Raw genomic sequence first — 19,768 nt, forward strand, 5'->3', positions numbered from 1 at the left:
CCCCTAGCTTGATACCCAATAAAATATCAATTCATCAAAGTGATACCAATTTAAATATCATCACTTGCGGATCTTCGTCAAAATTGATACCATTAAAGATATCTTTTCTAGGTATAGATGTCTAAATGAGCATCAAATGGACTACGCAGTCGAACAAATCGCCCGCCAGATCCAGGCCGCCCGGCAGGGTAAAGGCCTCAGCCAAAGGGAGCTGAGTGCCCTTTCGGGGATTTCCCAAGGGCGGATTTCGCGTATCGAAGCTGGTGACCTGGACCTGCGCCTGTCCAGCCTGACAGCTCTGGCCTCTGCTCTCGATCTTGAGCTGGTATTGGCGCAGCGCAAAGCCATGCCTGCCATCCGCTCTCTGAGCGCCTCAGCCTTGCGGCAGGGCGGCGGCGATCTTGTGGAGATCCGGCGCGCATTCGAGCAGCTTTCAGAGACCCTGCGTGGATTGCAAATCCGGGAACCCGAATTGATCGGGCTGGACGAGTTGCGCCGCGGACTGAGTGACCTGCAACGGCTCCCTGACAGTTCGATGGAAGTCTCGGAGCTGCGCAAATTGCGCGCGCTGATCGAGCAGATCGGTGATCCGGCCCGTGCGAGACGCGCCCTCCCCCACAGCCTGGATCTGATGCGCGAGATCAGAAACCGCGAAACCCATGGACAACCGGGCGATAACGCATCCCCGGAACCCCGGCCGGCCTGGTCACTGGACGAGACAGATGACTGATCTGTCCATACTTGACGTTCGCCTCCACGGACGCAGCATCGGCACGATGACCTATATCGGTGGCGAGCGCTCCCTGTTCGCCTTTTCCGACGCCTATATCGCGGATCCGGCACGCCCCACTCTCGGGCTGCGCTTCAAGGACAGGTTTGGGGATCTGATCACCGAGTTTCGTCCCTACAAGATGAAACTCATGCCCTTCTTTTCCAACCTGCTGCCGGAGGGGCATCTGCGGCACTATCTGGCGGACAAGGCCCACATTCACAGCGATCGCGAGTTCCTGCTTCTGCAGGCCCTCGGCAAGGATCTCCCCGGGGCGCTGACAGTTGAGGCCATGGATGGCGCGCTCTGGCCGCCGCAATATGACCCGGACAGTATCGAGGACGGTCGAGCCGCCCGCGATGCAGCACAGAATGCGCTGCGCTTTTCTCTGGCGGGCGTCCAGTTGAAATTCTCGGCTGTGGCAGATGGCACGGGCCGCCTGACGGTGCCTGCCCGTGGCGTCGGCGGTGACTGGATCGTCAAACTGCCATCTCGTGAATTCGCCGGGGTACCGGAGAACGAGTTCTCGATGATGACGCTCGCAAGGATGGTCGGCATAGATACCCCGGCCATCGATCTTGTCGACGTCGGAGCGATCTCGAACCTCCCCCGAGGCATGGAAAATATTGGCCCGAAAGCCTTCATCATCGAGCGCTTTGACCGCAGGCGCGACGGGTCTTCCGTGCAGATCGAGGACTTCGCCCAGGTTTTCGACGTCTATCCCGACGACAAGTACAGGACCGCCAGCTATCGCAACATCGCGACCGTTCTCGCAGCTGAGGCAGGCCTGGCCGACTCTATGGAGTTCATTCGGCGCCTGACCTTCAACACGCTGATCGGCAACGGTGACATGCACCTGAAGAACTGGTCGCTGATCTACCCCGATGACCGCAATGCGCGGCTCTCACCTGCCTATGATCTGGTCTCGACCATCCCTTACATCCCCGGCGATCAGGCCGCACTGAACTTCAGCCGCAGCAAGGACTTTACCGCGTTCACGGCCGACGAGCTTGAGCATCTGTCGGCAAAAGCCGCATTACCATACAGATCCGTCCTCAACACGGCTCGGGAAACGGTCGCCCTGTTCATGGAACGCTGGTCCGCCGAGAAGCCTCATCTGCCGATGGGATCGGAGGTCCGCAGGAGCATTGACGAGCACCTTCGAGGGCTGCCCATCATTAACCTGATGAGTTGAACCCAGCCACACTATATCAGGCTGAGCCTGAACGCCCCGCGGATCTTCCTTGCCTGCAGCACATCTACCCCGGCTTTTTCAGCATGCTGACCCCAGTCGAGGACTGCACTACGGACCTCAGCGTGGATTTCTCGCGCGCGGGCTGGCTTGATATCAGCGTACTCAGCGAAGCTCAGCAGATCCGCCATGCCAAACCCATCCGTTTTGCCGTTCAGGCTCATCTGGTGCTGACTGGTCCACTCACCAGTCGGATTATACGCGTAGCAGACATCGAAGGCGGGCGAGAGCCGCCAACGGCCGCGCTTGTCCATGAGGAATGCGATATTCTTCACATGATCATCCTGATTTCGCAAAACGATATTGAGGAAGGCACGCCGAACCTGTTGCTCGATGTCTTCGCGCGGCGCACCGATGCGCCGCAAGGTCTGGATGGCCTGCTCATAGGAGTAGGCTCGCGGCAGATTGAAATCGTAGTGACACATCCCCCCAAGCGAGAGCATGTGCAACTTCTCTCCGCCTGGCTTGCGATCAAAACGCTCTGTCATAAAGTGCGCCCGGCCGCCCTCCTCATGCAGGCGACAGCGCATCATGTTCACACCGGCAGCGGTGGCAACGAGATAGCACGCATATTCAATACGCCCGAACCCCTGCGGATCCGCGAGCTCCTTGTCGCCATTCCCGGACACGCCATCGAATTTCATCAGCCAGTAGGTATAGGCCGGATCGGCAGCAAGCTGCCCCGATCTGAACTCGCCGGTAGCCTCGTTCCAGGCGAGAACAGCCTTTGCCCGGGCACCGCCTGCGGACGTACCGATCCTGAGGATCTCCGAAAGGTCTTCCTCATCATTCCGGCCGCCCAGTTGCCCCTGCAATGCCCCCCTGTTGCGCAATACAAGATTGGCAAGCTCTACCATGCCCTCAATATCGACGGCGCGCGTTCTGGTGCGGCGCGGCAGGGTCGACGGCTGGAACTCCAGCGCACCCATACCGCGTGTACCGGTATAGCAAAGCCGCTCCACCGGATTCATTGAATCCGGCAGGCGTCCCTCTCGCGCCAGCCACGCATTGATCAGAAGGTTTCCGAACTTGTCAGGCAGGCTGTCCGACAGCAAACCCGGCAGCCCCTTGAACGTCTCGCGCGCCAGGGCCGGAAAATCGTAAGGGCCGGTTCTGAGCGGCATTGTCACTGGGCAAATCTGGATAGCTGACCCCACGAAGGCAGGCGTGTACTCGAAAATGCCGAGCTTGCGCTCCGCATTCCAGACGACTGCTCCGATCTCCCGCTCCCAGAGCCGGACTGTAGCCCGCACGACCATTACGGCTCCTCCCCCCAAGCCCAGGGTTCATCATCTCCCTCTTCCCGGGGGCGCGCACGACGCCTGCCCTGCGGATTCGCCGACTTCGGATCAAGGGGGTTGAGCTTCGCATCAGGCACAAGCATCTCCAGACGTTCCGCACACCCGAGCGCTTTCAGAACACGGATGAGAGTATCCACCGTGGCGGCCTGGCCTCGCTCCAGTCGTGACAGGCTGGTAACGTGAATTCCCGCCTCGGCAGCAACATCGGCCTGCCGCAGATTGCGCGACAACCGGTATGCCTCAAGTCGCCCCCCCAACTCACGCCGCAGGATCGGCACAGGGAGCAAAGACGCTTCTTCATAGTCAATCATATCTGCTAACCTGACGAGAGAAACTCCGACAACATAGCAGATATGCTTCACTAATGCAACGCCAAGGAAAGAACAATAACAAAGCATATACGCTATCTTAAGTGGATATTTTTCGTATTAAGATGCTTATACGCATAGTTAATAATTATAGTCAGAAAATCCAAACCAGCATTCCAACCGCTTCCGTCACAGATGGCCAGACCCCCCTCAGGCAACACGGCTGATCTGCCCCTCCTGTATGCATTGTAAGTGCTTGGGGCACCCTGCTACCTGTCAGCCCCTGCCTCGATCCTCTGGAACGTATGTACCTCGAACGCCTTGAGGGAATTCGAGAACTCCTGAAACCGGTCGAACACACCCCAGGAAACCAGTGCAATCGGCAGCATGAACGCAATCGCGGTCACCGTCTTGCCAGTTTGCCAGCCGATCGATTGCCAGCGCCCCTCGCTGTGTTTCGCAGCATCATCGACCATTTCCTTGATCCAGAACATGAACCAGCCGATGGAAATCCCGAGAAACACAAACATGCCCATGATGAAGATACTCAACTGCAGCCGCTGAAGTTCCGGCTGAGCCTGGCTGTCAGCCAGAAGCTTCAGCAGTATAGCGGCGGCAGAGGCAAACAGGATGACAACCCCGCTAAGCCCCTTGAGCATCTTCCCCAAGGCCTGAAGAGCACGTTCATTGGCCTCAGCGCGGCGCTGCGCGAACCTCTGATCACCATCAATCATTTCAATCCTCCGAGTTCATACATGAACGGATCGGGGTATTCAGACCTTATGCCGAGATAAAGCCGAAACCTGCCCGGCAGCTGTTCCATAGGGGCAAAGGGTAGTGCTCCCTGCGCAAAGCACCGATAATCGAGGCGCCATAGCGGAACAAAGTCCGGCCTCTGTCCCTCCACTGCTTCATGGCTCAGGGGCAGCCTGGCATGTATCTCCAGCCCCATCCGCGGCGGCGATATCTTCTGCGATCTCCTGGCGCAGCAAGGGTCCTCGTGCCAACCGCCGCCCAAGTGCCGAAACGAAGGTATCATAGCGCTCCCCGGCTTTTGCGCGCGCCGCAGCGGCATCCGGCTCAGGCAAGGCGGGCGTCGCGCCCAGCCAGAAACGGATGAAGATCGCAAGGGATTCCACCGAGATACCGAGGTCGCGCTCAAGCCGGCCGAGCCGGCGGTCCAGCTGATCAAGGCGCTTGGCGGTAGCCGCCTCACGCCTGTCAGCCGCATCCGGTGACAGGAACGATGCAACCGCAGCTTCGGTGATCATGGACTGCGACAAGCCGCGTCGGGCGGCATAGTCTGACAACATCGCCATCACATCGGGCGCGAGATAGACGGAAATCTGCGTCTTCTTTGTGCGAAGGGCCATGGTCAAAGATCCATGTTGTCATTGGGATCCATGGCGACCTGACGGGCAACCCCACGCATCACCCTGACCAGGCGGCGGTTCTGCGCGGCTTCGTCATCGGTCTCATCCGCCAGTTCAGGTTCGAATTCGTTGATCGCGGGCTTGGGCTTCCGGTCAGGTTTCGCCCGGTTCAGTTCCGGCTGATAGCGGCGCTCAGAGTCGGTGGGGTCTTCCCTGTCAGATCTGTCCTGCGTCCGACCGACGTCGATCACAGGCCGCGCAGGCAGTGGCAAGGCCGTCCAGTCATCAGGTCGCGCAGCATCTGGTGGCTTCGGTGCAGGGGCCGGGAGCAAGCGTTCGGTCAGCCTGGGGTCTTCATAGTAGCGGGCCTTCTTTGCCCGAATGGGCGGAATACCGGCGACCATGACAATTTCCTCCGAGGGCGGAAGCTGCATGATCTCACCCGGGGTCAGGAGCTGACGTGCGGTTTCCGACCTCGAAACCATCAGATGCCCGAGCCAGGGCGACAGCCGGTGACCGGCATAGTTCTTCATCGCCTTCATCTCGGTCGCGGTCCCAAGGGCATCGGAGACCCGTTTGGCTGTGCGCTCGTCATTCGTGGCGAAGCTCACCCGAACATGACAATTGTCGAGGATCGAGTTGTTCGGCCCATAGGCCTTTTCGATCTGGTTGAGAGACTGGGCGATCAGGAAGCTCTTCATCCCGTAGCCAGCCATGAAGGCAAGCGCAGACTCGAAGAAATCCAGCCGCCCAAGGGCCGGAAACTCATCGAGCATCAGCAGGAGCCTGTGCCGCGCCCCCTTCTCCGTAAGATCCTCGGTCAGCCTTCGGCCGATCTGGTTAAGGAGCAGGCGGATCAGCGGCTTGGTGCGGTTGATGTCAGAAGGCGGCACGACCAGATAGAGCGTCACCGGATCGCGCCCACCAACCAGATCTGCAATGCGCCAGTCGCAGCGGCGGGTCACCTCGGCCACGACAGGATCCCGGTAGAGCCCCAGGAACGACATCGCCGTCGATAAAACCCCGGAACGCTCGTTGTCGGATTTGTTGAAGAGCTCGCGCGCGGCGCTGGCGATCACGGGATGCGGCCCAGCCTCGCCCAGATGACTGGTCGCCATCATGGCCGCAAGTGTGGCCTCGATCGGTCGCGCGGGATCGGACAGGAACGCCGCAACGCCGGCCAGCGTCTTTTCCTTTTCGGCGTAAAGGACATGCAGGATCGCTCCCACCAGCAGCGCGTGGCTTGTCTTTTCCCAATGGTTACGCTTCTCGAGGCTGCCTTCGGGATCAACGAGGATATCGGCGATGTTCTGCACATCGCGAACCTCCCACTCTCCCCGACGCACTTCCAGAAGCGGATTGTAGGCAGATGATGCTGCATTGGTCGGATCGAAGATCAGCACGCGGCCATGCTTTTGCCGAAAGCCTGCAGTCAGCCCCCAGTTCTCGCCCTTGATGTCATGGACGATGGCAGAGCCAGGCCAGGTCAGCAGCGTTGGCACGACCAGCCCCACCCCCTTGCCAGAGCGGGTCGGGGCAAAGCACAGTACATGCTCGGGCCCATCGTGGCGCAGATAGTCACGGTCGTATTTTCCGAGCACCACACCGTCGGGCTCTAAAAGTCCGGCGCCGCGCACTTCTGCGGTCTCTGCCCAACGGGCAGAGCCATAGGTCGCGACATTCTTCGCCTCCCGGGCCCGCCAGACGGACATACCAATGGCGACGATGATCGCCATGAACCCGCCAGAAACCGAGATGATCCCGCCTTGCATGAAGATCGCTGGCGCATAGGCATCGTAAAAATACCACCACCAGAAAAGCGCCGGAGGATAGTAGATCGGCCACCCCAAGAGCGTGAACCAGGGCGGGCCAAGCTGGGGCTGGAAGCCGAGTTTCCAGGCGACATATTGCGTCCCCGCCCATGTGGTGACGAGGACGATCAGAAACACGGTGATGATCTGCCCCCAAAGGATCCTGGTCGCGGACATGGCTGCTCCTTTCAGGTGGATCAGAGACCGAGGCCGCGTTTGCGACCAAAACTCCAGTCGACGCTGCCATCAGAGCGCGCGAGCCCCGAGACGTGGCGGCCGAGCTGGCTCTCGAGCGAAGGGGACCAGGGCACGAGCTGGAATCCGAGACCATTGTCGATCATGGCGTAACGGCCCGAGGCGAGTGCGAAACGCTGGCGATAGCTGCCGGCGACATAGTCGCCGCCGGTCACGCCACCAAAGCTCTTGCCGGTCTCCCCAATGATCTTGTCGGCCAGCCCATCCAGTTCGCGCCGGCGCAGGGTCGCGATCAATCGCCGGGCAAAGATCACCTGGCCACCTCGCCGCTCTGCAAGCCCTTCACTGACCAGATGCTCAGCGCGCTGTTCAAGCGCTTCGCGGACCTCTGCACCGAACCCCGTATCGGCCAGCGCGCCTGGCTCCCGAGCGATGGCCTGCCGGTCGAGCCAGGTTGCGCCATCGGCAGAGACCTGGCGCGCGAGATCAAAGTCGGACCGGACCGCAAGCGCCAGACGTGGCTGTCCGCGCGCATCTTCGAAGCGGCGAAGTTCAACGATGGATCCGGGCGCGCTGTCACCGGAAGCCGCGAGATCAGGCAAGCGAATATGATGGCTGCGGCCATCGGTGCCATCGATCACGGCATAGGCGGATCCCTTCAGCTCGTCGTCGAGCCCCCGGGCGACCAGCCGCCCGACCACTGCAGTCTCCAGTTGCTCGGCAGCCAGGACGTAGCTGCCGGCGGCGCGCTCGATGCCAAGTCCGGTCAGCGCGCGATGCATCCGCTTGATGATGTCGCCCCGCTCGCCGAGATCACGCATCACGGTCTCGGCACGATCGACAATCATCCATTGGCCGGGACCAACCTGCTCGGCTAGGCCCAGGGTCTCCAGCTTGCGCAACCGGCCCAGCTTCTGCAATGCGAAGGCATCGGGCTGTTGCCCAGGCACCGGCGCAGTGTCGATGACGCCGGCAACCCCGGCATCGCGGACCAGTTGACGGTCCAGCTGTGTCCAGCGTTCTGCCGAGACCTGTCGGTCGAGAGAGGCCCTGATGTCGTGGTCGGTCCGCGGACCGAGTTCCTGCGTGATCAGATCCCGTATCCGATCCCGCATCCCCTCCTTGATATAGTCGCGCGAGATGACAAGGTTCTCGCCATCATCACGGACACCGCGCACCAGGAGATGGACATGCGGATGCTCGGTATTCCAGTGATCAGCGGCAACCCAGTCAAGGCGCGTGCCGAGGTCCTTCTCCATCTGCCCGACCAGTTCTTCGGTGAACCCCTTCAGGTCAGACATCTCCACTGCATCATCGGGTGAGATGATGAAGCGGAAATGATGCCGATCCCCTTCACAGCGATCCGCAAAGGAGTCGATGTCCTGCCCTTCGACTTCGGCACCGAAAAGCTGACCCTTCTCCCCGTCTCGGGTGACACCATCACGCGACAGATAGTCGAGATGGGCCGAGAGCGGTGCGCCACGGCCGCTCTGCCGGACGACCCTTGCCTTGACGACAGCCCCGCGAGATCTGGAGGTGATCAGCCGATTGGCCTGAATGCTGGCACGCTGGCCGCGCCCGAAGGTCGAGCGACTGCCCGGCACGATCCGACCGGATCTCGATACGCCTCCCCCGGCCTTCTGCGCTGCCGCCAGCGCCTGTGCGATGAATGGCCGCGCACTTTGCGCCCTCGTGGAGCGAATACGCCCAGGCCGGACACGGAATTCACGGTCATCGGCCATCACAATGCTCCGTAAGGTGCGTTTTGACGTTATATTTCAGTGCAATGCCGTTAATCCGCACATTGCGGATCGGCAAAGCAATGTGCGGGAAGCACCAGATTTCCCCGCAAAAACAACCGACCGACCGCAGCACAATGTGCGCCCCTTTATCCTGCCCTCTTACGGTCGAGCGGCTGGCCACAGCCCGCGAGACCGCCCTTCCTTGCCGGGAGCACGCAAGGCTACGCCTGAATGCGATCCGGCTCATGGCGCGGGCTCCATGAGATCGCCCCCGACGAAAAGCCCGCGCGCAGCTGTTTGCGCTTGTGGAAAGAGGATCATTTCCGCAGCGGCTGATGATGCGGTCGAAGAGCTTTCGGTCGGCGCAATTTCCGCCTCTGGCTTTGCGTCGAAGGAGGCGATAAAGAGCGATGCTTCGCGCCAGTCACGCGGTCGGGAGGCAGTACCAGTCAAGCCGTCGAGCAGGGTTTGATCGGCCAGAACCGGGGCCAGCACAGCGACATAGGCGCGGGTCTCAGCAGGCAGATCGCTGCCAGCAAGATGCTCCTCATAGCGCCCTGGCCCGGCGTTATAAGCTGCAAGCATCGCGCCGGAATTTCCGAAACGGTCGAGCATCTCGCGCAGATAGGCGGTGCCTGCGAGTATGTTATCGCGCGGCGCCAATGGGTCTTCGCCAAGGCCGTGACGGATGCGAAGCTCTGCCCAAGTGCCGGGCATGACCTGCATCAGCCCCATCGCACCGGCCTGCGAGATGGCATCTGCTCGGCCGCCACTTTCGACCCGTATGACAGCACGGATCCAGTGTTCCGGAATGCCGAAACGCTGCGCGGCGATGCTGATATGCTCCGCGTATGGATCGCGCGTCATGACCTCGGCAGACGGCGCTTCCTCTGCACCAACCGGAAGCGCCAGTGGCAAAGCACAGAACAGGCCGGAAAGAGAGAGAAGCGCGAGACGCCGGGCAGCACTCTGCCGCCCGACTGCCCGTCTTCCGCCAAAATTTGCGCGGAAAATCGTCATGGCTCAGTCTTTCCCATCGCGACGCAAAGGCCGGTTCCATGTCAGAATCCAGCCGTCGCCTGCGTCATCCTCACGGAAGAGATTGGCGCGGATGGGCTGCGCGAACGACGGATCGTCGATCTGCATCGAGAGATACTCGCCCGCCTTTTCGCCGGTCCGTTGCCAGGCCGCGCCCACCTCCGGTCCCTCCACATCATCAAGATGGATGCGGTAATCCGGCGCGTTTTCTGAATCGCCATTCCCGACCGGGACCAGCAGCAGTTCCGCATCAAGCGCGAGCGTGCGAACACGTCCGGCATAGCCGTCTGTCGTCTTGGTGAAGTGTCCGATTTGCGCCATGTCATCTCTCCTGTTCTGGCGTGGGTGGTGGAAGTTCAGGCGCGACAATCTCCGGGTCGCTTGCATCCACGGCGCGCGACCATGTCCAGATCGGGCGCAATCGACCGAGCACCGCCCGCGTCGGCGTAACACCAAAGTACCGACCGTCGAGGCTGTTGCGGACGTCGCTGTTCATCAGAAATATCTCGCCCTGTCGCAGCAGGCGGCATCCCTGCCAGACCGGCATCGGACGCCCCAGATTGTCGGTTTCCATGGCGTAGCCGAGCACCTGACCATCGACACGGAGCGCGCTGCCAAGGCGGCAGACACGCTGCCCCGGAACTGCCGCCACCCGCTTCAGAAGCGGCACATCGGGGCCGAGATAGCCGCGCTCCAGGATAAGCCCGGCGTGTCGCTCGGGGGCCGCAACCGCGACAAGATCACCATGTTCCAGAGCGTCGAAAGGCTGCAGCACGTAGAGGCCGAGCGGCAGGCTCGCTGTCGCGTTCCAGATCAGCCACGGTGTCACCGGACTGAGAGACACAAAGCCGGTGCCAAACACAGCGAGCGCCATCAGGATGAAGAGCGAACGGCGTCTCATTGCAGGATCCTGCGGCGGCGGATCCAGGCCAGATGCTGCGCTCGTGTGTAGTCAAGTGGCGGGTCGGCGATGCAGAGGCGGTTATGGATATGCCGCCAGTGATCCGGGCAGACTTCAGCGGGCTCAATGCCGATACGTTCAACGGCATCGATCGCGCGCAACACCCGCTCGACCTTCAGCCAGCCGTTCTGACGCAGCAGGATCTCCGCTCCGGGCCGCACGAACGGCACACTCTGGCAGGTCTGGCCGGATGCGACAGCGCGCAGGATATCAATGCTGGAGACCACAGTGCCAAAGTCACCTGCGGCCCAGCGAATGAAGGCAAAGATCGCGCCCGGTGCGAAGCCGACGATGCTGCGTTGTTGATCGAGACGCTGCTCATGGCCCTTGTTTCCGAACCGGATCCAGCGCTCAACCTTGCCCTGTTCCCATAGCAAATCGACCAGTGTCATGCCGTCATTCGCCGCAACTGACGCTGGGCCAGACGAAGAGCGATCCATATTCATGGCGGGCTCTCCCCGAGAGATTTCGGGGGCGGCTTTTGCGCCTCAACACCTGCGGCCGTCCTGCTGACGGGCAGGTTTTCCACAGCGGCGCTGCCCTCTTCAAAAGTTAGAGTCTTGTTAGACTCTAAGTTAGCAGCCGGATTCCCGCTTTCCGGCCAGAGGCTTAGCTGGGAGTTTTGCGTGTGATCTCCCGATACCCCTGCGTGTAATCTCCCGATACGCGTTGCGTGTGATCTCCCGTGTCCATGCACAGGTCGGTCCGCCCGATCTGTGGACAAATCCTGCACGACAATCCGCAGCAGTTCGCGGCGCCCGATCCGCTCGAGCGCCAGCCGATAGCCCGGGATCGGCTGGCGCAGCACGATACGCCGGATCTGCAGCGCAAAGTCGGAGACCCGCGCCATACTGCCTGATTTTTCGTGAAGATGGGGGAGGTCGAAGATCCAGCCATGGGCCTGACGACCAGCATGTTTGCGCGCGACACGGTAGAGCCAGCGCTCGATCCCGCCTGTCAGACGGAAATATGCCGGATCGATCCCAAGCACGAGCGACTGGTCGATGACGCCGCGATAGAACCAGTCCGGCAAAACCAGTTCCATCCCTGCGCTGCGGCCATCACGCAGGGTGAGATCTTCCCATTCATTGATCCAGGAGAACTGGTGCCGTCGCCACTGTTCGCCCTGCCGGATCGTGGTCCGCACAGCCGTGGACTGCAGCCTGGTCAATGCACCACGAAGCAGGCGGTAGTCACTCGCGCCGGTCTCGCGCCCGGTGGCGGTCAAGAGCTGGTAGGGCGTGAAGCGCAGGAAGCGCGAGGTTGCCAGTCCGGCATCAATTGCATCGACGATCTGGCTGGCGGCCCAGATCAGGACGTCGGCATCCCAGATCGTTGCCATTCCATGTTCCGGCACCGCGTGCACCTCGACGCGGACATTGCCCGATGCATAACGGATCGGCGCGACGCGCCGGGTCTTCGCCAGAGAAAAGAAGGGGCGCTCCATCAGGTCGCGCTGATCGCGGGGCCGGATATCGCTGCCGGTGACGACAAAGGGCGTGAGATGTTGACGCTCGCCCGGATCTGCCCTGAGAACATGGCGCGTCATGCGCGACGTCCGTCCTGCAGGTCAGGTGCCGACACCCTGTTCAACTGCGGATGGCGCTTCGCAGGCAGAACCCGGCCGCGCGGGTCTGAGGTCGAGGTGACATTCCCCCCCTGCGCCCAGGCCTGCAGATCATCGAAGGCGTAGACGACCCGCCCGCCGAGCTTGCAATAGGCCGGTCCAGTGCCGAAGCACCGATGCTTTTCCAGCGTTCTGCCGGAAAGCCCCAGAAAACGCGCAGCCTCGGGTGTGCGCAGAAAGCGCGGCGGCAGGTCGGAAAGGTCAGGCTTCATCAGCGTATCTCCGTGCAGTGCCTCAGGCGGTTGGCAGCCATGGGCGATCACGGAGGACCATGTCGAAGATCGGCGAAGAGGAGGGAGTGCGAAGCCTCACGGCGTGAATTCGCACTCCCCAGGACGCCACAATTGCCGCTAGCGTTCGGGAAACCTTTGCAGAAGGTCACGATAGCCGCCATTGACCAGCTTCATGCCGTCGCGCACGAGAGCGAGGGTCGCGTCGCGCAGTGCCGAACTCTTCCAGGGATCGCTGGCGACCCGTCCCTTGCCAAAAATGCTTTCAGCAATCTGACGGTAACTCGCACCCGCTTGCCGGGCATCAACGGCCTGCAACATGTGCCGGTAACGACGGCTTTGTTGCCGCGTTGGCTGACGCATAACCGGGCGGCGGCAGTTGAAGGTCGCTTCGAGAAGGTTTCTGGTAAGCGCTGTCCCAACCCCACCTTCCAGCGCGCTTCCTTATGGGCTCACTGGCATCCATTGTTGTTTGATGATGGAGCTTCTCCATGGAGACTACATTGGAGGTTCTCACGGTTGGTGGGTCTGGTCGCCAGAACCGGAGTTGGCCTGACGAGGTGAAGGCGCGGATTGTGGCGGAAACGCTGGTTCCGGGTGCAACGGTCAATGATGTTGCCCGGCGGCATGGCCTTCCGGCAAATCGCATCTCGTCGTGGCGGACGCTGGCGCGCAAGGGGCGGCTGGTTTTGCCAGCCCCGGAGGATCCGATCGAATTCGCGGCTCTGATGCTCGGGCCTGCAGATGATGTTCCGCGTTCTGTCGACCCTGCTGTGACCGGCCCGGAGATCGCGTTCGGGGCCGTTGTGATCCGTCTGGAAGTCGGTGCTTCGGCGGATCGGATTGCGTCCGTGGCGCATGCCTTGGCGGCAGGCGCGTGATCTTCCCGTCGAACCGCGTGCGGATCATGGTGGCGACCAAGGTCATCGACTTCCGCAAAGGCCATGACAGCCTGGCGGCAATGGTCAAAAACGAGCTGCGCAAGGATCCGTTCACCGGCACCGTCTTTGTCTTCCGCGCCAAGAAATCCGATCGGCTGAAGCTGCTCTACTGGGACGGCACGGGCCTGGTGATGGCCTACAAACGGCTGGAAGAGCACAGCTTCACCTGGCCTGCGGTGAGGGACGGGCTGCTGGTGATGAACCACGCGCAGTTCGAAGCCCTGTTCTCCGGGCTGGACTGGCGACGGGTTCGAGCCATCGGTGCAAAGGCACCGGAGGCGGTGGAATAGTCCTGTTTTTGTTGGGCCCTGCAGCGTTTTTTGCGGGTATTGGCCGTGGCGGGTGATAAGCTGCGGCCATGCCGGAGACCGCTGATCTGCTTGAGGAAATTGCCACCCTGAAGGCGATGCTGATCGCCTCGGAGGCGCATAACCTGCGTAAGGACGAGCGTATCGAACGGCTGGAGAAGCTGGTCGCGGCCTTCAGGCACGCAGCCTTCGGACGCAGGTCGGAGAAGAGCGATCCGGACCAGTTCGAGCTGGCGCTGGAAGATCTGGAGACGGCCATCGCCGCAATCCATGCCGAAGAGGATGCCGAGGACCGCGCGGCCAAACGCCCCGCCAAGCTGCGTGCCGTCAATCGCGGATCGCTGCCCAAACATCTTCCGCGCATCGAAGAGGTGATCGAGCCCGAGAGCCTGACCTGCGCCTGTGGCGGCTGTCTGCACCGCATCGGGGAAGATGTGTCGGAACGGCTGGACATCGTGCCCGCCCAGTTCCGCGTCATCGTCATCCGTCGCCCCAAATATGCCTGCCGATCCTGCACCGACGGCGTGACGCAGGCATCGGCCCCGGCGCGGCTGATCCCAGGCGGCATGCCGACCGAAGCCACGGTCGCGCATGTGCTGGTCAGCAAGTATGCCGACCATCTTCCGCTATACCGTCAGGCCCAGATCTACAGCCGGCAGGGCGTCGATCTCGACCGCTCCACCCTTGCCGATTGGGTCGGCCGAGCCGCCTTCGAACTCCGACCCGTCCACGATGCGCTGCTTGCCGACCTGAAGCAGTCCACCAAGCTGTTCATGGACGAGACGCGCGCCCCGGTCCTCGATCCGGGGGCCAGGAAGACCAAGACCGGATACCTCTGGGCGCTGGCCCGCGATGACCGACCGTGGGGCGGCACGGCGCCACCGGGCGTGGCCTTCACCTATGCGCCGGGTCGGGGCGGGCAACATGCCGAACGGATATTGCAGGGCTTCGGCGGCATCCTTCAGGTCGATGGCTATGCGGGATACAACCGGCTGATCGCGCCGGACCGCATCGGTCCGGACATTCAGCTGGCATATTGCTGGGCCCACGCCCGCCGAAAGCTGATCGAGATCACCCGCACCGGTTCCGCGCCGATTGCCGAGGAAGGTGTGACCCTCATCCGCGCACTCTATGCCATCGAGACCGACATCCGAGGCAGCGAACCCGCCGCGCGCCTTGCCGCGCGGCAAGAACGCTCTGCCCCGATCCTGGCCCGCATCGACGCCTGGCTGAGCCACCACCGCGCCCGCACATCCGCCAAATCACCCTTGGGCGAGGCGCAGGCCTACATCGCCAAATACCGCGACGGTCTCGGCCGCTTCCTGGCCGATGGTCGCGTCGAGCTGGACAGTAACACCGTCGAACGCACGATCCGCCCCATCGCCCTCAACCGCAAAAATGCCCTCTTCGCCGGCCATGACGCTGGTGCCGAAAACTGGGCCGTCATCGCCTCGCTGATCGAGACCTGCAAAGTGAACGGCGTCGATCCCCACGCGTGGCTGACAACCACGCTCACCGCCATCGTCAAAGGCCACAAACAGAGCAACATCCAAGACCTGCTCCCGTGGAACTACGCCTCCACCGTGTGATCGGAACACCGCTTACGGTTTCTGGCTGCACGCAGACGCTGGATTCCATGTCGTGCATAGGGCGTCACTATGACCAGAGGCTGGTCAGGAGATGCCCCCTCAAGCACGAGAGTGTCGACCCATGTGCTACGCCCTTCGACGATCCTATGCCGGCGGTACTCCCCTGCCCGCCCACGTCGGCGGGTTCGGGGCGGCCCGAGCCGACGTAGCGCGCCGGCCTCGGCTGAGAGAACACGCGGAGCCGGGGCCAGAACCACGGTGCCTGCATCGTCCGCAGGCCGCCAGAACAGTGTGGCCTGCTGTGGGGATGAGGCGGGATCGACCAGGAAAGGACAACCTCCAGCGTTCGGCAACCTCGTCGGCATCATCGGGATTTCCCGAAGCCATGGCCTCGCTATAGTCGCGGCGATAATCTGCGTTCCGGCGCAGAAACTCCCAACAGAATTCCGGGATCGTCAGAACATCAAGATAAGCATAGGGTCCTGCCGCCGGTGCAGCATTTTGATGCGATTCCATACCTTCCTCCTCTCATCATTGCGGCAGTTCATTGCCGCAATGATGAATCTTTCAGGCAAGAATCGTTGCCGGAAGTCGGCTCGAAGGCACAGGGTTATTCCCTGTGCGCACAACAATCATGACTGTACCAATGGTGTTTCGCACAACAACAGGCGGTAGCCTGTTGTACTCATCCAATGGGCCCTGGAGAGATGTGTATCGTGCATTACACGTGCCCGGTCCGGCTCGATATCTGCCTCGACGTGCAGAAGCTGCCTTGCTGCGTCCTGCCACGATAGTCCCGACTCTTCAGAGTCGAGCAGGCGAAGATAAAGCTGCAGATTCTGCCGATCATACTCGGTCAGGCAGTCCTCAAGTGGTGCCGCGTCCCTTATAACAGATCCCTTCACGCCCGCACTCCGAAACGCAGAAATTTGAATCACGATGGTAGATTCAAAGAGAATTACAATCGGACCCACCGACCCGAAAAAAGTTTGGCGTGACCGCTATGCAGTCAGTTTTGTTTGCCAGATCCCGAAATCCGTCCGGCATCAATCATGACACCAACATGGCCCGAACTGATAAAGATGATTCCAGCCTCCTCGAGCGCCCGGCGCACCTGGTCTGCGGTGCTGTCGTAAACACGCAGGCCTTGCTCAAGGCGCTTCAGCGCGGTGAGAGAAACCATGGCCTTGTCTGCGAGCGCCTCCTGTGTCCAGGTGAGCATTGCGCGGGCGGCCCTTATCTGTTGGGATGTGATCATGCTTGATCACATCCCATTGGCGTCGAGCCGCACGCCAGAACTACGGCTATAATAGCCGCACTTCTCTATAAAATCCAACTATTATCGTTCGGTGCGGTTCCGCGGCGCAAATTTGCGGCGCTTCGATTCGTTTCTGTCCGAATGGAAAGAACCCGGCGGCCTGCGCCGCCGGGCTCCGGGCTTCCCGCTCAGAACGGGATGTCATCTTCGTCGATGAACTTGCCGTCGTCGGTCTCGGTCTGTTTCGCCCGGCTCAGGAAATCGACCGTCTCGGCAATGATCTCGCAGCCGTAGCGGTCAACGCCAGCCGCATCGGTCCATTTCGTGTAGTGGATGCGGCCGCGCACCAGAAGCTTCATGCCCTTTTCGCAATGCTCCTGGACCGTCTTGCCGAGGCCGTTAAAGCAGGTGATGCGGTGCCATTCGGTTTCCTGCACCCGGTAGCCGTTCTCGTCGCGGACCACACGGCCTTCCGCATAGCGGGGGCGCGAGGTGGCCAGGGTGAAGCGGGTGATGCCGGTGCCGCCCTGGGTGGTGATGGTTTCGGGGGCTTGGCCGATGTTGCCGGCGAGGATGACGATGTTCTGCATTGTAAGTCTCCGTTGCTTCTCGGAGGGACCATCCCTCCGACGAGACCCGGCCAAGGCCGTCGGGAGAGACCCGCAACTGCCGCCCTCGCGGCAGCTTGCCCTCAAGGCCCGGAGTGGTGCGGGCAGGCGCGCCTCGCGCGCCAACACGGTCCGGAGCCGCGGGGGTTGTTGGTGGAAACCGAACGGACTTAGGGGATCAGTCAGGCGGAGGGATTGGTGCGTTCGAGTGCTTGTTGGAGACGCAGAGCAGAACTGGCATCCCATGCGGGTATCAGCATCGCCCCAAGAAGCTGGCACCCGAGAGGACAGGTCAATCAACCCGCTTCCCGGCCACCCCCGCCCTTCCTGCTGGAAGGTCTTGTGGTTCGGGACGAGGACACAAAGGCTATCGGATGCGGGTACGGACCCGCCCAGCTATACCTGCGCAGGCCGCTGCGCGGGCCAACAGCATTGCAGAAAGGTGCCATGAAGATGGCGCGGCCTGCCTGACGAAACAGCATGGACCGATTGGCCGATATCGACCGCGGGCTGAACGGGATCATGCCGACGACGAATTCCATGACGGGCGACGACTGCCGGGAACGGAAAACGACAGCCCCACGATGACCATCCTGTCCCGTTCCTTTGAAAAGCCCTGAGTCTTGCGGCGCAGGCCGGCGGGTTCTCCTGAGAGCGCCTCCCCCAGCCAAAGCCTCAGCGCGAGAATAGCCGCCACCGTCGGGGTGCGCCGTCAGGATCGATACTCCGAGCCCATGTTTACATCTTCCGGGGCGCAGATGTAATTGATATATATAGCTATGAAATCTGAACGTATCGACCGCGCAGAGCGGACAGTAGCAGCGTCGGCAGACAAGCTCTATCGGGCGTTTCTGGAGCCCGAACTGCTTGAAGAGTGGCTCCCGCCGGAAGGGATGGCTGGCAAGGTTCATGAGATCAATGCCTTCGAAGGCGGCGGCTATGTCATGAGCCTCTATTACGGAGAGGCCCTGCCTGACGTTGTAGGAAAGACTACCGAGCGTGAGGACAGATTTCGCGTTATCTTCGATGAACTTAAGCCCGGGATGCGGGTCGTGCAGCGAGTGGTATTCGATGCTTCTGATCCAAGCTTCACCGGAGCAATGAAGCAAACGTGGACGCTTTCTACGTCTGGTAGCTCGACAAGAGTTTCTGTCGCCTGCGAAAATGTTCCCCCCGGCGTTCGGCCGGAGGATCATGCTGTTGGGCTGAGATCATCGTTAGAGAAACTCGCCTTGGTGTTTGAGATCGTTAAATAAAGCATAAACACTAGGGATTTCGAGCGTCTGCTTTGTCCCGCATAGCGATTATGGCAAGAAAGGGCGGCGCTTCACGCGCCGCCCTCGAACTTCATGACCGGAATGCCGAGCTTGCGCGCCTTGTCCCCGAGGTTCTCCTGGATCCCGGTTCCTGGGAAGACCATGACACCGACCGGCAGCACGTCCAGCATCTGATCGTTGCGCTTGAACGGTGCGGCTTTGCCGTGCTTCGTCCAGTCGGGCCGGAAAGCGACCTGGGCCACCTTGCGGTGATCTGCCCAGCGGGAGGCGATCAGTTCCGCGCCTTTCGGGGAGCCACCGTGCAGGAGCACCATATCCGAGTGCTTGGCATGAACCTGATCGAGTTTTGCCCAGATCAGGCGATGGTCATTGAAGTCGGCACCTCCGGTCAGCGCCACCTTCGGACCGGCTGGCAGCATCACCTCGGTCTCGGCCCGCCGTTTCGCGGCCAGGAAGTCGCGGCTGTCGATCATCGCGGCGGTCAGATTGCGATGGTTGACCATCGAGCCGGACCGCGGCCGCCAGGCGCTGCCGGTGTGGTGTTCGAACGCCTCAGCGGCGAGATCTCGGAAGAGTTCCATGCCGGAGCGCCGTTCAATCAGGGTCTGTCCCTCTGCTGTCAGGCGCTCGAGTTCGACGCTCTTGACCTCGCTGCCATCCTGTTCCCGCTGGAGGCGGCGCTGCGCCTGCTCGTTGTCATCGAGATTGCGCTCCACCCGGGTATTGGCGCGGTGGAAGAGATTGACGGCCCCCCAGAGCAGTTCTTCGAGATCGGGTTCGAGCCGGGTGTCGCTGAGCGTCGCCACCAGGGCGTCGAAGATGTCGGTGACGGCGGCGGCAACGGTATTGCCCTCGGGCAGCGGCCTTGGATCGGGCTCATCCTGGCAGGGGCGCCAGCCGTAGAGCTGGAGTTCGGTGAGGGCGTGATCGGTTTGCGAGGAGGTGTGGATCGGCTCGTCGCCTGCGGTGTTGGTTGCCTTCATCATCGGGAGCGTCCTTCGTCTGGAGACCGCGCCCATCGCGGCCTTCGCAGGCGTCGAAGCGCACGGGCGGGACGGGTTGGCAGCCGTCGCCCGCTCCGCGAGGGCCTTGATGGCAAAGGCCGACTATTTTGTCTTTCGCGATGCAAAGGCGGGGCTCGCCCCCGCCGGCGGAAAATAGTCGGCCGCCGCCATTGCCT

The 19,768-nt window shown here is 61.6% G+C and carries 23 protein-coding genes; 6 read left to right on the forward strand and 17 right to left on the reverse strand.

Annotation, left to right across the window (positions count from 1 at the left end; genetic code table 11):
- The first annotated feature begins 64 nt into the window (after positions 1–64).
- Complete coding sequence (locus AC4FS3_RS03140; protein WP_491019338.1) at positions 65–730, forward strand: helix-turn-helix domain-containing protein; 666 nt, start codon at positions 65–67, stop codon at positions 728–730.
- Positions 723–1,964, forward strand: a complete 1,242-nt coding sequence (locus AC4FS3_RS03145; RefSeq protein WP_491019339.1) for a type II toxin-antitoxin system HipA family toxin — start codon at positions 723–725, stop codon at positions 1,962–1,964. Before AC4FS3_RS03140 ends, AC4FS3_RS03145 begins: the two co-directional genes overlap by 8 nt.
- 11 nt (positions 1,965–1,975) lie before the next feature.
- Here the strand turns inward: AC4FS3_RS03145 and AC4FS3_RS03150 are convergent, their stop codons facing one another.
- From AC4FS3_RS03150 to AC4FS3_RS03210, 13 genes are all read right to left on the reverse strand, one after another.
- Entirely contained in the window at positions 1,976–3,280 is a 1,305-nt protein-coding gene (locus tag AC4FS3_RS03150; RefSeq protein WP_491019340.1) for a type II toxin-antitoxin system HipA family toxin, read from the reverse strand.
- Positions 3,280–3,633 (reverse strand): helix-turn-helix domain-containing protein, encoded by a 354-nt coding sequence (locus tag AC4FS3_RS03155; RefSeq protein ID WP_491019341.1) that lies wholly within the window; start codon positions 3,631–3,633, stop codon positions 3,280–3,282. Before AC4FS3_RS03155 ends, AC4FS3_RS03150 begins: the two co-directional genes overlap by 1 nt.
- Positions 3,634–3,899: 266 nt before the next feature.
- Positions 3,900–4,364 (reverse strand): hypothetical protein, encoded by a 465-nt coding sequence (locus AC4FS3_RS03160; RefSeq protein ID WP_491019342.1) that lies wholly within the window; start codon positions 4,362–4,364, stop codon positions 3,900–3,902.
- A gap of 177 nt (positions 4,365–4,541) precedes the next feature.
- Positions 4,542–5,003, reverse strand: a complete 462-nt coding sequence (locus AC4FS3_RS03165; RefSeq protein WP_491019343.1) for a CopG family transcriptional regulator — start codon at positions 5,001–5,003, stop codon at positions 4,542–4,544.
- A 2-nt stretch (positions 5,004–5,005) separates the two neighbouring features.
- Positions 5,006–6,991 carry a conjugal transfer protein TraG gene (locus tag AC4FS3_RS03170; protein WP_491019344.1) on the reverse strand — a complete coding sequence of 662 codons (1,986 nt, stop codon included), beginning with the start codon at positions 6,989–6,991 and terminating at the stop codon, positions 5,006–5,008.
- A gap of 20 nt (positions 6,992–7,011) precedes the next feature.
- Positions 7,012–8,751 (reverse strand): relaxase/mobilization nuclease domain-containing protein, encoded by a 1,740-nt coding sequence (locus AC4FS3_RS03175; RefSeq protein WP_491019345.1) that lies wholly within the window; start codon positions 8,749–8,751, stop codon positions 7,012–7,014.
- Positions 8,752–8,994: 243 nt separating this feature from the next.
- A complete protein-coding gene (locus AC4FS3_RS03180; RefSeq protein ID WP_491019346.1) occupies positions 8,995–9,771 on the reverse strand; it encodes a lytic transglycosylase domain-containing protein in 777 nt (258 codons plus the stop codon).
- 3 nt (positions 9,772–9,774) lie between these two features.
- The gene (locus AC4FS3_RS03185) at positions 9,775–10,110 is read right to left on the reverse strand and encodes a DUF736 domain-containing protein (RefSeq protein WP_491019347.1); all 336 of its coding nucleotides are present in this window, start codon (positions 10,108–10,110) and stop codon (positions 9,775–9,777) included.
- Between the two features lies 1 nt (position 10,111).
- Positions 10,112–10,690 (reverse strand): S26 family signal peptidase, encoded by a 579-nt coding sequence (locus AC4FS3_RS03190; protein WP_491019348.1) that lies wholly within the window; start codon positions 10,688–10,690, stop codon positions 10,112–10,114.
- On the reverse strand, positions 10,687–11,142 hold the full coding sequence (locus AC4FS3_RS03195) for a DUF2840 domain-containing protein (RefSeq protein WP_491019349.1): 456 nt from the start codon (positions 11,140–11,142) through the stop codon (positions 10,687–10,689). The genes AC4FS3_RS03190 and AC4FS3_RS03195 overlap by 4 nt, the downstream gene beginning before the upstream one ends.
- A gap of 50 nt (positions 11,143–11,192) precedes the next feature.
- Positions 11,193–12,299 (reverse strand): replication initiator protein A, encoded by a 1,107-nt coding sequence (locus tag AC4FS3_RS03200; protein ID WP_491019350.1) that lies wholly within the window; start codon positions 12,297–12,299, stop codon positions 11,193–11,195.
- Positions 12,296–12,589: a helix-turn-helix transcriptional regulator gene (locus tag AC4FS3_RS03205; RefSeq protein WP_491019351.1), complete on the reverse strand. Its 294-nt coding sequence runs from the start codon at positions 12,587–12,589 to the stop codon at positions 12,296–12,298. The genes AC4FS3_RS03200 and AC4FS3_RS03205 overlap by 4 nt, the downstream gene beginning before the upstream one ends.
- A gap of 138 nt (positions 12,590–12,727) precedes the next feature.
- A complete protein-coding gene (locus tag AC4FS3_RS03210; protein WP_491019532.1) occupies positions 12,728–13,042 on the reverse strand; it encodes a DUF2285 domain-containing protein in 315 nt (104 codons plus the stop codon).
- A 56-nt stretch (positions 13,043–13,098) separates the two neighbouring features.
- On the opposite strand from AC4FS3_RS03210, the gene AC4FS3_RS03215 reads away from it, so the two are divergent.
- From AC4FS3_RS03215 to tnpC, 3 genes are all read left to right on the forward strand, one after another.
- Positions 13,099–13,488 (forward strand): transposase, encoded by a 390-nt coding sequence (locus tag AC4FS3_RS03215; protein ID WP_491019352.1) that lies wholly within the window; start codon positions 13,099–13,101, stop codon positions 13,486–13,488.
- Positions 13,485–13,838, forward strand: a complete 354-nt coding sequence (gene tnpB, locus AC4FS3_RS03220) for an IS66 family insertion sequence element accessory protein TnpB (protein WP_491019353.1) — start codon at positions 13,485–13,487, stop codon at positions 13,836–13,838. The genes AC4FS3_RS03215 and tnpB overlap by 4 nt, the downstream gene beginning before the upstream one ends.
- Positions 13,839–13,906: 68 nt before the next feature.
- On the forward strand, positions 13,907–15,445 hold the full coding sequence (gene tnpC / locus AC4FS3_RS03225; protein ID WP_491019354.1) for an IS66 family transposase: 1,539 nt from the start codon (positions 13,907–13,909) through the stop codon (positions 15,443–15,445).
- 144 nt (positions 15,446–15,589) lie between these two features.
- Here the strand turns inward: tnpC and AC4FS3_RS03230 are convergent, their stop codons facing one another.
- The 3 genes from AC4FS3_RS03230 to AC4FS3_RS03240 form a co-directional block, all read right to left on the reverse strand.
- Entirely contained in the window at positions 15,590–15,961 is a 372-nt protein-coding gene (locus tag AC4FS3_RS03230; RefSeq protein WP_491019355.1) for a transcriptional regulator domain-containing protein, read from the reverse strand.
- A 493-nt stretch (positions 15,962–16,454) separates the two neighbouring features.
- On the reverse strand, positions 16,455–16,703 hold the full coding sequence (locus AC4FS3_RS03235) for a helix-turn-helix domain-containing protein (protein WP_491019356.1): 249 nt from the start codon (positions 16,701–16,703) through the stop codon (positions 16,455–16,457).
- A 188-nt stretch (positions 16,704–16,891) separates the two neighbouring features.
- Positions 16,892–17,293 carry a single-stranded DNA-binding protein gene (locus AC4FS3_RS03240; RefSeq protein WP_491019357.1) on the reverse strand — a complete coding sequence of 134 codons (402 nt, stop codon included), beginning with the start codon at positions 17,291–17,293 and terminating at the stop codon, positions 16,892–16,894.
- A gap of 797 nt (positions 17,294–18,090) precedes the next feature.
- Here AC4FS3_RS03240 and AC4FS3_RS03245 point away from each other — a divergent pair.
- Positions 18,091–18,567, forward strand: a complete 477-nt coding sequence (locus tag AC4FS3_RS03245) for an SRPBCC domain-containing protein (protein ID WP_491019358.1) — start codon at positions 18,091–18,093, stop codon at positions 18,565–18,567.
- 71 nt (positions 18,568–18,638) lie between these two features.
- Here the strand turns inward: AC4FS3_RS03245 and AC4FS3_RS03250 are convergent, their stop codons facing one another.
- Positions 18,639–19,574, reverse strand: coding sequence for a DUF2493 domain-containing protein (locus AC4FS3_RS03250; protein WP_491019533.1), 936 nt, complete (start codon positions 19,572–19,574; stop codon positions 18,639–18,641).
- Positions 19,575–19,768: the final 194 nt, after the last annotated feature.

It is taken from the genome of Pseudogemmobacter sp. TB195 (genome assembly GCF_058313095.1).

Coding starts and splice junctions, on each gene's coding strand:
- AC4FS3_RS03145 (WP_491019339.1), top strand. CDS start 723: ATGACTGATCTGTCCATACTTGACGTTCGCCTCCACGGACGCAGCATC.
- AC4FS3_RS03150 (WP_491019340.1), bottom strand. CDS start 3,280: ATGGTCGTGCGGGCTACAGTCCGGCTCTGGGAGCGGGAGATCGGAGCA.
- AC4FS3_RS03155 (WP_491019341.1), bottom strand. CDS start 3,633: ATGATTGACTATGAAGAAGCGTCTTTGCTCCCTGTGCCGATCCTGCGG.
- AC4FS3_RS03160 (WP_491019342.1), bottom strand. CDS start 4,364: ATGATTGATGGTGATCAGAGGTTCGCGCAGCGCCGCGCTGAGGCCAAT.
- AC4FS3_RS03165 (WP_491019343.1), bottom strand. CDS start 5,003: ATGGCCCTTCGCACAAAGAAGACGCAGATTTCCGTCTATCTCGCGCCC.
- AC4FS3_RS03170 (WP_491019344.1), bottom strand. CDS start 6,991: ATGTCCGCGACCAGGATCCTTTGGGGGCAGATCATCACCGTGTTTCTG.
- AC4FS3_RS03175 (WP_491019345.1), bottom strand. CDS start 8,751: ATGGCCGATGACCGTGAATTCCGTGTCCGGCCTGGGCGTATTCGCTCC.
- AC4FS3_RS03180 (WP_491019346.1), bottom strand. CDS start 9,771: ATGACGATTTTCCGCGCAAATTTTGGCGGAAGACGGGCAGTCGGGCGG.
- AC4FS3_RS03185 (WP_491019347.1), bottom strand. CDS start 10,110: ATGGCGCAAATCGGACACTTCACCAAGACGACAGACGGCTATGCCGGA.
- AC4FS3_RS03190 (WP_491019348.1), bottom strand. CDS start 10,690: ATGAGACGCCGTTCGCTCTTCATCCTGATGGCGCTCGCTGTGTTTGGC.
- AC4FS3_RS03195 (WP_491019349.1), bottom strand. CDS start 11,142: ATGACACTGGTCGATTTGCTATGGGAACAGGGCAAGGTTGAGCGCTGG.
- AC4FS3_RS03200 (WP_491019350.1), bottom strand. CDS start 12,299: ATGACGCGCCATGTTCTCAGGGCAGATCCGGGCGAGCGTCAACATCTC.
- AC4FS3_RS03205 (WP_491019351.1), bottom strand. CDS start 12,589: ATGAAGCCTGACCTTTCCGACCTGCCGCCGCGCTTTCTGCGCACACCC.
- AC4FS3_RS03215 (WP_491019352.1), top strand. CDS start 13,099: ATGGAGACTACATTGGAGGTTCTCACGGTTGGTGGGTCTGGTCGCCAG.
- tnpC (WP_491019354.1), top strand. CDS start 13,907: ATGCCGGAGACCGCTGATCTGCTTGAGGAAATTGCCACCCTGAAGGCG.
- AC4FS3_RS03230 (WP_491019355.1), bottom strand. CDS start 15,961: ATGGAATCGCATCAAAATGCTGCACCGGCGGCAGGACCCTATGCTTAT.
- AC4FS3_RS03235 (WP_491019356.1), bottom strand. CDS start 16,703: ATGATCACATCCCAACAGATAAGGGCCGCCCGCGCAATGCTCACCTGG.
- AC4FS3_RS03240 (WP_491019357.1), bottom strand. CDS start 17,293: ATGCAGAACATCGTCATCCTCGCCGGCAACATCGGCCAAGCCCCCGAA.
- AC4FS3_RS03245 (WP_491019358.1), top strand. CDS start 18,091: ATGAAATCTGAACGTATCGACCGCGCAGAGCGGACAGTAGCAGCGTCG.
- AC4FS3_RS03250 (WP_491019533.1), bottom strand. CDS start 19,574: ATGATGAAGGCAACCAACACCGCAGGCGACGAGCCGATCCACACCTCC.